The following is a 14,668-nucleotide window of genomic DNA, read 5'->3' on the forward strand; positions in this document are numbered from 1 at the left end:
GTATGGGATGCATGGCGGGCGGCGCAGATCACAGGCAGAACTCGACTACGCCGCTTGTGCTGGTTGGGAACGCGTGTTGTGATCACATGTGAGCAATCGTCAGAACCTGAGAAATTGTTGCTCCTCCACTCCGCGGGCTTGCTGGTGCCCGGGGCGTGCGGGGAGCGGAGTGTGATTGACACTGGGGTGGTTCGATTGACTGGTCACATCGCGTTCTTCAGTTTCCCTGTTTACTCGCACATCGCGCCGACGCTGCCTGTGGTCACCGGCTTGGTCGAACGAGGTCACCGGGTGACCTACGTCGTCGCCGACCACCACGCCGCGGCGGTGGCCCGGACCGGTGCCGAGGTCCTGGCCTACGAATCCGCCGTGCGGTGGGAGGACGGCCTGCCGTCCGGGCAGACGCAGCAGGGGATGAAGCAGACGGTCTTCAGCTTCGTGCGCGAGGGGCTCGCACCGCTGGAAAAGGCGCTGGCCCACTTCGCGGACGACGTCCCGGACCTCTTCGTGCACGACCTGGCCGCCTCGGAGACGGCTCGAATACTCGCCAAGCACTGGGACAGGCCAATCGCGCAGAGCTGTCCGAACCTGGCGTCGAGCGACACCTTCTCGCTCAACGAGTCCCAGGCCGAGCAGCCCCATGCGCACATCGAGGTGTCCGACCCCGAGGTGCTGGAATTCTTCGCCGCGCAGACCAGGTTGATCGAGGAACTGGGCCTGGCCGAGGTCGACATCGAGGGGTTCGGGGGCAACAGCGCGCCCAATCTCGTGTTCCTGCCCCGACAGTTCCAGGTCAATGGCGAACAGTTCCCGGAGCGCTTCGGGTTCGTCGGGCCCTGTGCCGCGCCGACCTCGTCCCCGGAGTGGTCGCCCCCGCAGGGCAAGGACCAGGTGGCGCTGGTTTCGCTCGGCACCTCGCACAGCCCCGACCGGGTTGAGTTCCTCGCCCGCTGCGTCGAGGCCCTGGCCGACACCCCGTGGCACGTGGTGATCACGTTGGGGGACCGGCTCGACGCGGAGGTCCTGGGGGAGCTTCCGGAGAACGTGGAGGTCCACCGCTGGTTGCCGAACTCGTCCGTCCTCCGGCACGCCAGCGTGTTCGTGACGCACTGCGGGATCGGGAGCGTGATGGAGTCGCTGAGCGCGGGCGTCCCGATGATGTGCGTCCCGCACCACGCTGATCAGGTCGTCGCCGCCGAGCAGGTGGTCCGCCTGGGCCTTGGTCGCATGGTGGACCGGTCGCGGGCTGGTGCCGAGACCATTCGCGCGGAGATCTCCGAGGTGGCCTCCGACGCGCGGTACCGGAACTCGGCCGAGACCATGCGCGACCACATCGCACAGGCCGGTGGCGTGCCGCGCGCCGTGGAACTGGTGGAGTCCTGGCTGGCGGCCTGATCCGCCTGGCACACCTGGATTACCGACAGGTGGGTTCCGCCCGCACCGAGGCGGAACCCACCTGCACCGGCGATCAGTTCAGAGCCCCTTGAGGAACTCCAGCAGACCCGCGTTCACCTCGGCCGGGTACTCCTGCTGCATCCAGTGCCCGCTGCCCGCGATGTCGCGCACACCGCGCAGATCGGTGAGCATCGAGGGCAGGTGATCCAGGAAGTCGGGGGCGCCGAAGGTACGCACCACGTCCCGCTCACCGGTGATGTAGTACGAGGGCACGGTGATCTTCGCGGTCGCCCAGGGCGCGGTCAGCTCCCAGTTCCGGTCGATGTTGCGGTACCAGTTCAGCGGACCGGTGAAGCCGTTGCGCGCGTACTGCTCCGCGAAGGTGTCGATGTCCTGTTCGGTCAGCCAGCTCGGCAGCGTCTCCACCTTCGGCATCCGATCCAGGAACCCGCCGCCCGCCGCGGCCGACGCCGAGACCTGACCGGTACCGGAGGCGGCGACGAGGAAACGGCGGAAGGTGTCGTGCCGGTCCCGTTCCAGTTCGGCGTCGGCGACCCCGGTACGCTGGAAGTAGATCTGGTAGAAATCCGGCCCGAACCGCTTCTCCAGCAGTCCCAGCGGCGGCGCGGGAGCACGACGAGCGGGCGGCACGCTCAGGCCGACCACGCCGCGCACGAGGTCCGGCCGCATCAGTGCGGTGTTCCACGCGATGGGCGCACCCCAGTCGTGCCCGACGACGACCGCCTGCTGTTCGCCCAGGGCGTCGATCAGCCCGATCACGTCGCCGACCAGGTGCATGATCGTGTACTGATCAACCGCGCTCGGCGCGTCGGTACCGCCGTAGCCGCGCTGGTCGGGGGCGACCACGCGGTAGCCCGCCTCGACCAGCGGCTGGAACTGGTGCCGCCAGGAGTACCAGCTCTCCGGGAAGCCGTGCAGCAGCAGGACCAACGGGCCCGTGCCCTGCTCGGCGATGTGCATGGTGAGTCCGTTGACTGACACCTCGCGATGGATGACCATGACGGCGATTGTCCCAGAAAGCCAAGGCGGGACACGCGAAGAGGTCGGTACCGGAGCCCCGGTGCCGCTGTTCGGTTGACTGCACCAGTTCCTGCTGGTGAGCGGTATGAGCGTGCACCCGATCAACGGGCCCGGCCGGGATGCGGGAGAAAGGGGCAACCCGGTGGTTAGGGAGCGCCCGCCAGTGCCTTGGGTCGACAGGTGCTACTTCTCGGCCGTGCCGGGTTCCCCGCTGATGGATTCCTGATAGATGTCCGCGTAGGTGCGCGAGTCTTTCACCAGGTCGTCGCAGAAGGCCGCGACGTCGTTGCCAATGAGCTCCAGGACTCCCTTGCCGGCCACAACGCCCTCCTCGAAGAAATCGAGGATCCCCGAGAGCAGGGACCCGTCAGCCAGCCCGACCGGCCCGACCTTGAAGAAGTACCTCTGCATCTCCCTGTAGACGATCTGGTAGTCCCGCGGGAGCGCCTTGACCCGGGCCATGTGCGCCCGCCACTGCTTCTTGCCCTCGATGATGTCCTGGATACCCACGTCAACCTCCTAGCTGGCCCAGTTTTCTTGCGACGTTCCTGTTCAACTGCTCGCGCCACCGGTCGCGATAGCTCGGGGCTCCTTCGCCGCCGGCCAGCGCCGCGCAGAAGCCCTCGATGTCGTCACCCAGCACCTCGTGAACGCTCTGCCCCTCGGACGCCGTCTCTTGGAGTAGTCCCAGAGCGCCGTCGAGAATCGGCACCAGGTTGCGGCCAGTGAAGTCCGAGTAGGAGGAAAGATGAACCTTGATCTTCTCCCACGCCGCCTGGTAGTCGGCCGGTAATGCCGCGGCCCGGGCTTCGAACGTCTTCCATTCCCTGGTGATATCGCTGCCCGTGATGGTCTCCCAGAAGTTCATTCCCCGCCCTCCCTGAGCTTGTTGATCCGTGATGAGATGTACTCCCATTTCGCCCAGAACGTCGCGAGTTCTGCGCGCCCCGCGTCATTGAGTGCATAGAACTTGCGCGGCGGCCCTACCTCGGACGGTCGTTTCGTGACCTGGACGAGCCCGTTCTTCTCCAATCGCAGCAGGATGGTGTACACCGTGCCCTCGATGACGTCGACGAAGCCGAGTTCGTTCAGTCGACGCGTGATGGCGTACCCGTAGATCTCCTCGCTGCCGATGATCTCAAGCACACAGCCCTCGAGCGTGCCCTTCAGCATCTCCGTCAGGTCGTCCATCCCGGCCCTCCTGGCTGTGCTAGTACTCTGTGGCACCGAGTACCACTATACGGTATCACAGAGTAGTGGGGGCGCTCAGCAAGCGGCGAGCGACGGCTGTTCCGGCGTGTGAACATCCGGACGGATTGTCCGCATGAGCAGGTCGACCGGACCCTCCAGTGCTTGCGGGACAAGCGGTCCGAGACCTGAGCACGGCGGAATCGCCCCGTGGGTCCGCGGTCAGCTCACGGGGCGGCTTCGGGCGCGAGCCCTTGACCCGGGCTACTGGAGATCGGCGAGGAGGTCGTCGAGCGCCTTCTGGAGAGCTTCGGAGTTGGCCTGGTCGAACCAGGTGGTGCGGATGCGTTCGTTGCTTCCGTTGGGGGTCTCGTGGTCGGCCGCGAGTTGACGCAGACTGCGGGTCTCGTCGTTCAGGGAGCGGCCGAGGCCCTGGAAGAGGCTGCGGACGTAGCGGTCGGCGTCCTGGAAGGCGATGCCCTGGCCGGCGGCCCACGAGGTGAGCGTGGCGAGATACCAGTAGTGGGCGGTCAGCGTCCCCGTCAGCGCGGAGAAGACGTTGAAGGCCGCCTCGTCCGCGACCGGCAGCACCCCGCCCAGGTGCTCGAAGAGGGAGTTCACCGCCGGTTGCGACGGGTACACCACCGTGACGGAGCGGCGTTCGCGTACGGCCGGCAGGGGGATGGCCCGGACCAGCGGGGCGTCGGTGGCCAGTGTCTGACGCAGGTCGTCGTTGCCGACGCCGGCCATGACGTTGACCACGATCTTGTCATCGTCCACCCGCAAGCTGGCCAGGGCATCGTGCCGGTCCTGGCGGCGCACGGCGATGATCACCAGCTCGGAGCGGTCCACCACCTCCTGGTTGTCGGCGCACACCTGCACACCCTCGTAGCGCTCGGACAGCTCTGAGGCAATGCGGGCTCCCCGTGGGGAGAGGAACACCTCGGTCGACTGGTCGTCTCCCTCGCACAGACCGGCCACGATGGCCCGGCCGATCTCGCCTACCCCGATGATGCCGATGCGCTGCACTGTGTTCCTCCGTGGTGCGTGGTGGTCGTGGCCCGTGTTGGCCCGGGTCTGTGTCAGCGGAGTCCGGGATGGTCGCCGCCCGTTCCGCACTTGCGGAGTCGGACGGGGCCGACGTCATGCCGGTCCTGCCGGAGGTGTCCTGGGTGGGCAACCCGGTTGGCCCGGCGCTTGTGCCGAGCACGAACAGCACGGTCGCGGACAACTGCGTGGGGTGAGGAGCGGATCACCGCCCCAACATGCGTGCGGCGTCCTCGGCGCGGCGCAGGGCTGCCAGCAGGGCCGCGCGTCCCCCGTGTTCGATGTCCTCGTCCAGCGCCTCGACCGCGGCCTCACCGCCCAGTTCAAGGCGTTCGACGAGCTCGCGGTGCAGGGCTGCCAGGCGCACGGCGTCGAAGTCCGGCCGGACGAAGGTGAGTAGCAGCCGAACCTCGTCCTCGCAGCGGTGGTAGGCGCTGAGCACGTGGGAGTTGCCCGCTGCGGCGACGATCGCGCGGTGGACGGCGCTGTGCGCTGCCGTGAGGTCACGCCACGAGGGGTTTGGCGACCGCCGTGCCAGCTCTTCCAAGCGCTGCACCGCCGCGCGCACCGGGGTCAGGTCCGCTCCCGCTGCCAGTGCCACGCGGAGCGCGCCCAGTTCGAGGATCTTGCGGTAGTCGAACACCTCGTCGATGCGGCGTTTGGTCAGTGGCGCGACGACGGCCCCTCGGTGGCGTTCGTGCACGACAAGGCTGTTCTCGACGAGCAGTCGCAGCGCCGCGCGGATGGTGTGTCGGCCGACGTCGAAGCGTTCGGCCAGTTCCTCCTCGCGCAGCCGGGTGCCCACCGGGTGGGCACCGTCGAGCAGTTCGTCCCGCAGGGCGGCGGCGACCCGCTCGGGCGCGGTCGACAGTCCGTTCGTTCGCGACGGTGCCAGTGCCATCTGATGCTCGCGCCCCCTGTCTGCCTGGGCCGCATCCTCCCAGTGCGGAACGCAGGGCGGCAACTTTGTAGCACAATCTGGCCGTGATCTGCGGCGTGGTGGTGGGAGCAGGCGGTCCTGCTCCCACCACCGCGCGCCGATCAGTCCCGCCCGGCGGCCACCGCCAGCTGAGTCCCGGACGGCGCCGCACCCGTGCGCGCACTGACCCCGATCACCAGTGCGGCCACACCGGTGAGCAGGCCGGTCAGCACCACCGCCGTCCAGCCACCGGTGCTCCAGGCCAGTGACCCGATCGAGGAACCGGCCGCGATGCCGGAGAAGCGCAGCACGAAGTACAGCGCGTTCAAGCGGTTGTGCGTGGCCCGTTCCAGGGTGAACAGCGCCGCCTGGCAGATCACCTGGCTGCCCCACATCCCCACGTCCAACAGCACCACACCCACCAGCAGCCAGGGCAGCACCTGCCCGCCCGGCCACAACACCAGCCACCCGGCCAGCACCAGCCCGACCAGCGCGGCCAGTGCGCGCCGGTGTCCGACCCGGTCGGCCAGTCGCCCTGACGCCGGGGAGGCCACCGCCGTGACCGCCGAGACCAGGCCGAACAGACCGACCACGCCCGCGCCGAGGCCGTAGTCCTGTTCGAGCAGGAACGTCAGCGTGGTCCAGAACGCGCCCAGCGAGATGCCCACCAGCGCACCGGACACCGTGATCCGCCACACCAGCGGCCTGGCCAGCAACCGGGGCAGCGAAGCCATCACCGCCCGGTACCCACCCGGCGCGCCCTTGGGGGCCGGATCGTCGGGCAGCGACCGCCACAGGACCACGGCCAGCGCGATCGTCAGCACGCAGGAAACCCAGTACACCGTGTGCCACCCGGCCCATTCCGCCAGCCAGCCCGATCCGGTGCGCGAGACCAGCACACCCACCAGCAGCCCGGCCTGGATGGTGCCCACGACCCGACCTCGCCGGACCCCGCCGTCCAGCGCGACCGCCAGCGGCACGACCAGTTGCGGGATCGGTGACAGCGCGCCAATCGCGAAGCTGGCGGCCACCAGCCACGGCACGTTCTGGGCGAGTCCGGCGGCGACCAGCGCCAGCGCGGACACCGAGGTCAGTGCGAGGATCAGCCGACGGCGCGACAGCAGGTCCCCGGCCGGGACCCACACCAGGATTCCGGCGGCACACCCGAACTGCACGGCCGTCGGCACCAGGCCGAGCACGCCCGGGGGCACCCCCAGCGCCGCCGCGGCCGTGCCCAGCAGGGGTTGGTTGCAGTAGATGTTGGACGAGACGATCGCGCTGGCGGTCGCGAGAAGCACGGTGACCCAGCGCGCCACCGACTGGGCCGTCTCGGTGGTCTGCCCGGCCCGGGTCGCGGTCACCGGGCGCCTCCGGCCACCAGCTGCGCCGGTTCGGCGATCCGGTCGGCCAGGTGCGCGCTCAGCCGCACCGAGTTGGCCAGGTTCGTCTCGATCGAGTTGGTGTAGAAGTGCACGCCCCTGGTCAGCGGGCCGATGAAGAACAACCGGTTCGAGCAGGTGCCGTCCGGTCCGCGCGCGGCCATGGTGTCGAAGTCGACGTCCACGCCGCCGAAGGGATGCGCGCTGAGGTGGTTGCGGCGCAACAGCGAACGCAGCAGCGGGGAGTCCACCAGCCACGGGTTCGCGCCCGTTCCGGTGGCGTTGACCAAGTGGTCCACGGTGCGCACCGACGGGGCCGAGGCGCTGCCGTGCTGCACGTCGAAACCGCCGGAGGTGGTGGCGTGGATGGCGCGCAGTCCGGTGAGCACCGCCAGGCGACCGGTCTCGGCGATGGCGGCCACCCGTTGCGCGTTGACCAGCGGCATGGGGTGGCGGAACCGGCTCCACACCGACATGTGCTTGTCCAGGAACTCCGCCTTGGCCTCGTCATCCAGGTGCCGCCACAGCGTGGGCGTCAGCTCGGAGGTCGCGTCCAGCGCCGAGTACCAGCGCACCTGCCCGGTCCGTGCGCGGTGGACGTCCTCGGCCAGCAGCTCCAGCGCGTCGGTCGCACCGTGCGCGTGCGCGGTGGCCAGGTCGACCGCGCCCAGCCCGTCCAACTCGCGCGCGAACAGCCCCGCGACCTCGCGCAGACTCAGTTTCCTGCGGTGGTCGTGGGTCATCGCGCGCACCGCGTCGTGGGTGAGGTGCCGCAGTCGGTGCGGTTGCAGCACTTCCGGTTGCACGGCGGGCAGACCCCGTTGCCGGGCAAGGCAGACGATCTCGCCCTGGTGTCCCTGTGCCCGCAGCGACAGCAGTACGTCGATCGCGGTGAGACTGGTACCCAGCACACCGACCCGTGCCCCCGTGGAGATCGAGGACAGCCCGGCCGCTCGCCACGGCGAGTGGACGTAGCTGGGGTGTCCCCGAAACCCTTGGTAGGAGGTGGAAGTCAGATCGCCCAGGCACAGCACCACCCGGTCGAACCGGGGTAGTGCGGTGTCGGCGACCAGTTCGAGGTGGGTCTCGTCGACCTCGCAGTCGGCCACCTCGGTGCGGGTGCGCACCACCTCGACACCGGACCGCGCGGCCTCGGCGAGCTTGTCCTCCAGGCAGTGCGACAGGTAGTGGCTGTAGTCCGAACGCGACACGTAGGCGGATCGGCAGCCCCCGAGCCAGTCGACGAAGTGATCGGGCCGCTCCGGCACCAGGCTCATCGTCCCGGCCTGCATGTTCAGGAGATGCTCGGGCAGCGTCGTGCCGTAGGCGACCCCCGCGCCCAAGCGTGTGTCGCGTTCGATCAGGTGCAGTTCCACCGCCTCGGGCATGCCTCGCCGCAGCAGTTCGTTGATCAGGTGAATGGTTGTCATGACGCCGGTGGCGCCCATTCCGACCACAGCCACACGCTCGCGGCCGGTTCCCCCAGTGAACACGGACCCTCCTCGGTGCGAACAGCACAATGCAAAGGATTAACCAGATGTTTGCAAAGAAAGTAATCTGATCGTATGTAAGCAAGCGCTCTTCGTGCCGTCAATAGCCGTTCCGGCTGGCGTCCAGTCGAGTGAGAAGTACTCGGAAAAAGTGACTAACAGCAGTCGTCAGAGGGGGTGACGAATACCGGAAAGCACTGTTGCACATCTGTGGCGACTGCAATACGGCCGGAGTAGTGGTCGCGTCCGCTCGGGTGCGGGCATTTCCATCGGAGCCAACAGGTCCAGTTGTTTACGACGAGACCGCCCCGCCCGGCCTGAGTCGGCCGAACGGGGCGGTCTCGTCGTCTTGTGGATCAGGCCAGGGTCAGGCCGTAGGACTGCAACTCCAACTCGAGCGGGTAGAAGTAGCTGGTCTGGGTGTCCCCGCCGGAAAGCGTGCCCAGGCCGACCGAGCCGCTGTAGGCCGGGCCGCCGGAGTCACCGTGGTCGGTGTGCGCCGTGGTGCCGAACTCGTGCTCCAGCACGCCCACGTCGAAGTTGACCGTCTGGTCCACCGAGGTGATCTGGCCGCTGCCGCCGCCGGTGGTCGAGCCCTGCTTCTGCATGCGCTGGCCCACGGTGGGCGAGCCGGCGCTGGTGATCGCCTGGCCGGTGTTGATCTGGCCGGGGCCGGTGCCGTTGGGCCGGGTCAGCACCCCGGAGTCGGCCCCGGGGCAGTCGCTGTGCACGACCTCCGCCCCGCTGACGTCCCCACCGGACCAGGTGCCGCCCAAATTGGTGCAGTGCCCTGCGGTGAGCATGTACGGGGTGCCGTTCTGCTCGACGTTGAAGCCCAGCGAGCAGCGGCTCCCGCCGTTGCGGATGGCGTCCCCGTCGGCGATGTGCAGGTCCAGCCGCCCCGCCTTGTGCTCGATGCGCGCGGCGTCGCCCAGGCGCTGGGCCGCGGCGGTCACCTTGTCGCTGCTGGACTTGCTGGCGGCGTCGTAGATCGTGACGACCACCTGGTTGCTCGCGGTGTCGATGCCCCAGGTGGTCTGCGGCACGCCGGTGACCGAGTCCATGCTGTTCTTGGCGCTGGTCAGCGCGGCGAAGCTGTGCTTGACGGTCCGGGCGACCAGGCCGTGGGACCGCACGACCTTGGCCGCGGCCGAGTCCAGCACGGTGACCACCGCGGTGGTGCCGTCGAGGTAGTAGCCGCCGGTGGCCGCACCGAGCGTTCCCGAGACCTGCTCGGCTTGGGCGATCGCGGAGTTCTGGGCCTGGGCGAACTCGGCCGTGCCGGGCTGGGCGGCGTTGGCGGCGGGGACGCCGAGCGCCGAGACGGCCAGTGCCGCGACGCCGACGAGTGCCTTCTTGCTGATCATGAGCTGTCCTCCTGTGCAGGGATGGCAGGACTGCGATGACAGGGATGATCCACAGTGGACTTGTCCGAGGAGAAGGGAAAACTGTTTACCTCACTTGGTTTTAACCTCGGATATACCGGAATATAGCGAGGGCGCGGGTGCGCGTCACCCGACGATCGGGGGGTTGACTCTCAAGAGTTCGAAGAGGGCGGTCTGCGGGCGCGCGCGACGGGGATCGTTGTGCTCCAAGGCATCCACGATCGCGCATGCGGGATTGTGAGGAGTGATCACCCCGAAGAAGTCGCCGCAACCGAGCGGCGCTCGGCGGTGAAGCGGGACCGGTTCAGTTGACGGCTGTTGTCCTCGCCGAGTGCTGGAGCAGCGTGGTGGTGGCGATCTCCAGGAAGTCGAGCAGTCGCCTTTCGCGCCTGTCCTCGGCCACGACCAGGCAGGTCTCGACGGGCATCGCGTCCGTGACGTGGAGGTAGACGATGTCGGGGCGGGAGTAGGACCGCGCAACACTCTGCGGGACGAGCGCGATGTTGTGCCCGGAGGCGACGAGTTCGAGTTTCTCCTCGATCGAGGAGGTCCGCCGCGCCTGCGCGTCGAGGAGCGGCTCACCGTCGAGGTCGGCCAACGTGAGCGCGTGACGGCGAGCCAGCGGGTGGGTCACCGACAGGCACACGACCTTGGGCTCGTGGCCGATGTGGATGGTCCGCAGCCCCGAGTCGTTGAACGGTCGCCGGAGGTATCCGACCTGGATCCGCCCGTCTCGCAGCGGAGCGTCCCGCTCCCACCAGTGCAACGGGACGAGGTCGATCTCCACCTCCGGGTGGCGCGCCGTGAACGCGCGGATCGCCTCCGACACGTGCAGACCGGGGGAGAAGGCGACGACGAGCCGTTCGACGCTCTGATCGACGTCGTGCACCCGCCGAACCGCCGCGTCCACGGCCTTGAGGATCCCCTGCGCCTCCTCGTGGAGCTGCTTGCCCGCGGGGGTCAGCTCCACGCTGCGGGTGGTCCGGAGCAGGAGCGCGCACCCCAGCTCCTGCTCGAAAGCCCGGATCTGTCGACTGAGGACCGGCTGCGCGATGTAGAGCTGTTCCGCCGCCCGACCGAAGTGCCGGTGATCGGCCACCGCGACGAAGTAGCGGAGCTTGCGCAGATCGAGATCCATGCCCTCAGGGTATCAATCCTCGGGGAAGGGTATTGGACGTCCAGCCGGGCCGCCCCGGAGACTCGAATCATGATCGTCATCACGACACCCACGGGCAACATCGGCAGCCAGGTGCTGCGTGTCCTGCTCGAGGGGGCCCCTCAACACGGCGAGGAACTCCGCGTCGTCGTGCGCGACCCCGCCAAGCTCGCCGACTCGGTCCGCGAGCGCGTCGAGGTCGTGTCCGGCTCGCACGGTGACCCCGAGATCGTCGACCGGGCCTTCGCCGGTGCGGACGCCGTCTTCTGGGTCGTCCCGCTGGACGCCCAGGCGCCGAGCCTGGAGATCGCGTACTCCGGGTTCACCCGCGCCGTCGCGCAGGCGTTCACGGCCCACGGCGTCGGACACGTGGTCGGTGTCTCCGCGCTCGGCCGCGGCACCGCCCTCGCCGACCGCGCCGGGCTCGTCACGGCCTCGCTGGCCATGGACGACCTCATCGCGGGCACGGGCGTGGCCTACCGGGCGCTCGCCCTCCCGTCGTTCATGGACAACCTGCTGCGCGAGGTGGGCTCGATCCGCGACAACGGCGTGTTCACCGACTCCGTGGCCGCCGACCGGAAGGCGCCGTCGGCCGCCACCCGGGACATCGCCGCGACCGCGGCCGGCCTGCTGCTCGACCGGTCCTGGACGGGGACGGGCAGCGTCCCGGTGCTGGGCCCCGAGGACCTCTCGCCGAACGACATGGCGCGCATCATGTCCGAGGTGCTCGACCGGCCGGTGCGCTACGAACGGCAGTCGCTCGAGGACCTCGGCGCCGCGCTCACCGGCCACGGCATCGGTGCGGCGTTCGTGCAGGGCATGGTCGACATGAAGCGGGCCAAGGACGAGGGCCTGGACGACGGTGTGCCGCGCACCGCGCAGACCGCGAGCCCGACGACCTTCGGCCAGTGGTGCGAGCAGGTGCTCAAGCCTGCCGTGCTCGCCTGAACACAAGTAGCCCAGCGTCGCCAGACGGCGGTCAGTCGCCTGGCGGCCTCTCTCGAAGCTTGATCCACAATAGGAGCAACATGACCGGCAGCACTCGCAAGACCGCCCTCATCATCGGTGCGTCCCGCGCCCTGGGGCTCGCCCTCGCCGCCGAGTACGTGCAGCGCGGGTGGGAGGTCATCGCGACTGTTCGCGGTAGCCAACGCACGGGCCTGCACGAGCTGGCCGAATCCGCCGAAGGCCGACTCCTCGTCGAGTCGGTGGACATGACCAAGCCCGAGGAGGTCTCGGCACTGCGCGAACGACTGGCGGGGCGCACTCTGGACCTGCTGTTCGTCAACGCAGCCATCGCGAAGGGCGACATCCCGATCGGTGAGGTTCCGACCGAGATGTTCGTCGAGGTCATGGTCACGAACGCGCTCAGTCCGATGCGCGTGGTCGAGTCCTTCCGGTCGCTGGTCGCGCCGACCGGGACCATCGGGGTCATGTCCTCGAGCCAGGGCAGCGTCTCCCTGAACACCGATGGCGGCCAGGACACCTACCGCGCCAGCAAGTCCGCCCTGAACCAGCTGATGCGCTGCTACGCCGCTCGGTACGTCGAGGACACGCGGACGCTGCTGCTCATCGACCCCGGCTGGGTGCGGACCGAACTGGGCGGGCCGGACGCCGACCTCAGTATCGACCAGAGCATCCCCGGTGTGGCGCGCACGATCGAAGGCCACAGCGGCAAGCGGGGTCTGCACTTCCTCGACTACCAGGGGCAGGTCGTGCCCTGGTAGCGGACCTGACGGCGCCCACCGCGGCATTGCTTGGCCGCGGTGGGCGCCGTCGGTCATTGGTCGGACCTGTAACGTGCCGTACAGGCAGTTGTCACCCGTTTGTCGTAAACCCGCTTGCTACGCGTCGTAGCGTCCGGCCCCGTGGCTGACGACGAGAGAATGCTTCCCCGGTGGGCCGACCCAGAGGTCGCACAGGACAGGCTGGACGCGCAGGGTGTCTCCCGGCGGGCGTTGCTGCGTGGGGCGGGCCTGTTCGGTGCTGGCTTCCTGGCCACCACGACGCTGGGCGCCGGCACCGCGAGGGCTGCCGAATCGACCGCGGACTGCGGCGGCGCACGGCGGTACGGCTACCTCGTCGGCGACCACCACGTGCACAGCCTCTACAGCCACGACGCGAAGTACCGGCTGCTGCAACAGACCGAGCACGCTGTTCAGTTCGGTCTGGACTGGATGGTGCTGACCGAGCACTCGAACTTCGGGCACGCCACCGCCGGTGGTGCCGCGCGGGAGCACGAGGAGATCCTGCGGGTGCGCGCCGCCCAGCCGCGACTGCTGGTCTTCCAGGGCCTGGAGTGGTACATCCCGGCCGCGGAACACGCCACGGTGATGTCCCCACCCGGCAGGCACGAGGTGGATCTGCTCACCCGCTTCGAACTGGCTCACGACGGCAAGCTCACCAAGCGCGACAAGTCCACCCCGGACAACGAACGGGCCGCCATCGCCGCCATCCAGTGGCTGGCCCGGCAGCGCCGCGACGGCTCCGTGCCCGACGTGCTGGTGCTGGCCAACCACCCGTCACGGCTGGGCATCGACTCCCCGCACGAGCTGCGCGCCTGGCGCGACGCCGCGCCGGAGATCTTCATCGGGATGGAGGGCGCGCCCGGGGCGCAGGCCGCCGCGATCGCCACCAACAGCACCCCGGACAGCGTCCGGGGCGAGTACCAGAACTCGCCTTCGGACCAGTCCTGGCCGGGTTACCCGGCCGAGGCGTACCGGACCTTCGGCGGGTTCGACTGGATGACGGCCACCGTCGGCGGCATGTGGGACGCGATGCTGGCCGAGGGCAAGCCGTTCTGGATCACCTCCAACTCAGACAACCACCGCACGGTGCGGGACACCTGGCACGACGGCGACTTCCCGCCAGGGACGGACTTCGACTCGGTGGGGCACAAGCCCGATCCGTACGACACCGGGACTCCGCAGAACGGCAGCGACTTCTGGCCCGGCCAGTTCAGCCGCACCCACGTCGGCGTGACCCACTTCGGCTATCGGGAGGTGATGGCCGGGCTGCGGGCGGGCCGGGTGTGGGTGGACCACGGGCACCTGCTCGACGGCATCGAGGTTCGGCTGCGCCGCGACGGTGTCGACCCGTCGGGGGTGACGCTGGGGCAACGGCTGCGCGTCCGGCGCGGGCGCCACGTCAGCCTGGAGGTGACGATCACGCTGGCCTCCCGCCGCAACCCGCGCGGCGACCTGCCCAAACTGGCCACCGTGGACGTGATCCGAGGCGCGGTGACCGGTCCGGTCGCCGACCGCGACTCGTGGCGCGCGCCGAACACCCGAGTGGTCGAACACATCGACGTCTCGCACCGGCGCGGCACCTTCACGCTGCGGATCCCGTTGGGGCGGGTGGACGCGCCGTTCTACGTGCGGCTACGAGGCAGCGACGGCAACCGCACCGGTGTTGGACCGTTGGGTGCCGCGATCGACCCCTGCGGGCCGCAGCGGCACGGTCCCGGCCAGGGCGACCCCTGGAGCGACCTGTGGTTCTACACGAACCCGATCTTCGTCGACGTGGCCGACTAGGCGTCAGACCACAACCCAGGCGAAAGGTCCGGGCTGCCCCGCGAACGATGCGGGTGCTTGTTCGTTGCGATAGGTACGGCGATTCGGCAATTGAATAGTGGTGCCGTGTCCGGGTTTCCGGCGCTATGCTGGAAA

General features: G+C 69.0%; 15 protein-coding genes. 5 read left to right on the forward strand and 10 right to left on the reverse strand.

Features of this window, described 5'->3' with window-relative positions; all coding sequences use genetic code 11:
* Positions 1 to 186 precede the first annotated feature (186 nt).
* On the forward strand, positions 187 to 1,395 hold the full coding sequence (locus KALB_RS19760) for a macrolide family glycosyltransferase (protein ID WP_268872258.1): 1,209 nt from the start codon (positions 187 to 189) through the stop codon (positions 1,393 to 1,395).
* Positions 1,396 to 1,473: 78 nt separating this feature from the next.
* On the opposite strand, the gene KALB_RS19765 is transcribed toward KALB_RS19760, so the two are convergent.
* The 5 genes from KALB_RS19765 to KALB_RS19785 form a co-directional block, all read right to left on the reverse strand.
* A complete protein-coding gene (locus KALB_RS19765) occupies positions 1,474 to 2,415 on the reverse strand; it encodes an alpha/beta fold hydrolase (protein WP_025357446.1) in 942 nt (313 codons plus the stop codon).
* Positions 2,416 to 2,619: 204 nt separating this feature from the next.
* The gene (locus tag KALB_RS19770) at positions 2,620 to 2,946 is read right to left on the reverse strand and encodes a DUF1048 domain-containing protein (protein ID WP_025357447.1); all 327 of its coding nucleotides are present in this window, start codon (positions 2,944 to 2,946) and stop codon (positions 2,620 to 2,622) included.
* A 1-nt stretch (position 2,947) separates the two neighbouring features.
* Positions 2,948 to 3,304, reverse strand: a complete 357-nt coding sequence (locus tag KALB_RS19775) for a DUF1048 domain-containing protein (RefSeq protein WP_025357448.1) — start codon at positions 3,302 to 3,304, stop codon at positions 2,948 to 2,950.
* Positions 3,301 to 3,627 (reverse strand): PadR family transcriptional regulator, encoded by a 327-nt coding sequence (locus KALB_RS19780; RefSeq protein WP_025357449.1) that lies wholly within the window; start codon positions 3,625 to 3,627, stop codon positions 3,301 to 3,303. The genes KALB_RS19775 and KALB_RS19780 overlap by 4 nt, the downstream gene beginning before the upstream one ends.
* Positions 3,628 to 3,888: 261 nt before the next feature.
* Positions 3,889 to 4,653, reverse strand: a complete 765-nt coding sequence (locus KALB_RS19785) for an NAD(P)-binding domain-containing protein (protein ID WP_025357450.1) — start codon at positions 4,651 to 4,653, stop codon at positions 3,889 to 3,891.
* A gap of 68 nt (positions 4,654 to 4,721) precedes the next feature.
* On the opposite strand from KALB_RS19785, the gene KALB_RS47635 reads away from it, so the two are divergent.
* On the forward strand, positions 4,722 to 4,868 hold the full coding sequence (locus KALB_RS47635; protein WP_158510772.1) for a hypothetical protein: 147 nt from the start codon (positions 4,722 to 4,724) through the stop codon (positions 4,866 to 4,868).
* An 8-nt stretch (positions 4,869 to 4,876) separates the two neighbouring features.
* Here KALB_RS47635 and KALB_RS19790 read toward each other — a convergent pair whose 3' ends face one another.
* The 5 genes from KALB_RS19790 to KALB_RS19810 form a co-directional block, all read right to left on the reverse strand.
* Positions 4,877 to 5,572, reverse strand: coding sequence for a GntR family transcriptional regulator (locus KALB_RS19790; RefSeq protein ID WP_025357451.1), 696 nt, complete (start codon positions 5,570 to 5,572; stop codon positions 4,877 to 4,879).
* A 140-nt stretch (positions 5,573 to 5,712) separates the two neighbouring features.
* The gene (locus tag KALB_RS19795) at positions 5,713 to 6,951 is read right to left on the reverse strand and encodes an MFS transporter (RefSeq protein ID WP_025357452.1); all 1,239 of its coding nucleotides are present in this window, start codon (positions 6,949 to 6,951) and stop codon (positions 5,713 to 5,715) included.
* The gene (locus KALB_RS19800; protein ID WP_268872274.1) at positions 6,948 to 8,417 is read right to left on the reverse strand and encodes an FAD/NAD(P)-binding protein; all 1,470 of its coding nucleotides are present in this window, start codon (positions 8,415 to 8,417) and stop codon (positions 6,948 to 6,950) included. Before KALB_RS19800 ends, KALB_RS19795 begins: the two co-directional genes overlap by 4 nt.
* 398 nt (positions 8,418 to 8,815) lie before the next feature.
* Positions 8,816 to 9,826 carry a S1 family peptidase gene (locus KALB_RS19805; RefSeq protein WP_025357454.1) on the reverse strand — a complete coding sequence of 337 codons (1,011 nt, stop codon included), beginning with the start codon at positions 9,824 to 9,826 and terminating at the stop codon, positions 8,816 to 8,818.
* Between the two features lie 322 nt (positions 9,827 to 10,148).
* A complete protein-coding gene (locus tag KALB_RS19810; RefSeq protein WP_025357455.1) occupies positions 10,149 to 10,982 on the reverse strand; it encodes a LysR family transcriptional regulator in 834 nt (277 codons plus the stop codon).
* A 69-nt stretch (positions 10,983 to 11,051) separates the two neighbouring features.
* Here KALB_RS19810 and KALB_RS19815 point away from each other — a divergent pair, with 69 nt between their 5' ends.
* From KALB_RS19815 to KALB_RS19825, 3 genes are all read left to right on the forward strand, one after another.
* Positions 11,052 to 11,948, forward strand: a complete 897-nt coding sequence (locus tag KALB_RS19815) for an NAD(P)H-binding protein (protein ID WP_025357456.1) — start codon at positions 11,052 to 11,054, stop codon at positions 11,946 to 11,948.
* A gap of 80 nt (positions 11,949 to 12,028) precedes the next feature.
* Complete coding sequence (locus KALB_RS19820; RefSeq protein WP_025357457.1) at positions 12,029 to 12,727, forward strand: SDR family NAD(P)-dependent oxidoreductase; 699 nt, start codon at positions 12,029 to 12,031, stop codon at positions 12,725 to 12,727.
* A gap of 141 nt (positions 12,728 to 12,868) precedes the next feature.
* Positions 12,869 to 14,533, forward strand: a complete 1,665-nt coding sequence (locus tag KALB_RS19825; protein ID WP_201771942.1) for a PHP domain-containing protein — start codon at positions 12,869 to 12,871, stop codon at positions 14,531 to 14,533.
* Positions 14,534 to 14,668: the final 135 nt, after the last annotated feature.

The sequence above is a fragment of the Kutzneria viridogrisea DSM 43870 genome (genome assembly GCF_000525635.1).
Classification (GTDB): domain Bacteria; phylum Actinomycetota; class Actinomycetes; order Mycobacteriales; family Pseudonocardiaceae; genus Kutzneria; species Kutzneria viridogrisea.

Bases quoted from the DNA above. Each gene is read 5' to 3' on its own strand.
- KALB_RS19805 (WP_025357454.1), bottom strand. From the start codon at position 9,826: ATGATCAGCAAGAAGGCACTCGTCGGCGTCGCGGCACTGGCCGTCTCG.
- KALB_RS19780 (WP_025357449.1), bottom strand. From the start codon at position 3,627: ATGGACGACCTGACGGAGATGCTGAAGGGCACGCTCGAGGGCTGTGTG.
- KALB_RS19775 (WP_025357448.1), bottom strand. From the start codon at position 3,304: ATGAACTTCTGGGAGACCATCACGGGCAGCGATATCACCAGGGAATGG.
- KALB_RS19815 (WP_025357456.1), top strand. From the start codon at position 11,052: ATGATCGTCATCACGACACCCACGGGCAACATCGGCAGCCAGGTGCTG.
- KALB_RS19800 (WP_268872274.1), bottom strand. From the start codon at position 8,417: ATGGGCGCCACCGGCGTCATGACAACCATTCACCTGATCAACGAACTG.
- KALB_RS19790 (WP_025357451.1), bottom strand. From the start codon at position 5,572: ATGGCACTGGCACCGTCGCGAACGAACGGACTGTCGACCGCGCCCGAG.
- KALB_RS19820 (WP_025357457.1), top strand. From the start codon at position 12,029: ATGACCGGCAGCACTCGCAAGACCGCCCTCATCATCGGTGCGTCCCGC.
- KALB_RS19765 (WP_025357446.1), bottom strand. From the start codon at position 2,415: ATGGTCATCCATCGCGAGGTGTCAGTCAACGGACTCACCATGCACATC.
- KALB_RS47635 (WP_158510772.1), top strand. From the start codon at position 4,722: ATGGTCGCCGCCCGTTCCGCACTTGCGGAGTCGGACGGGGCCGACGTC.
- KALB_RS19810 (WP_025357455.1), bottom strand. From the start codon at position 10,982: ATGGATCTCGATCTGCGCAAGCTCCGCTACTTCGTCGCGGTGGCCGAT.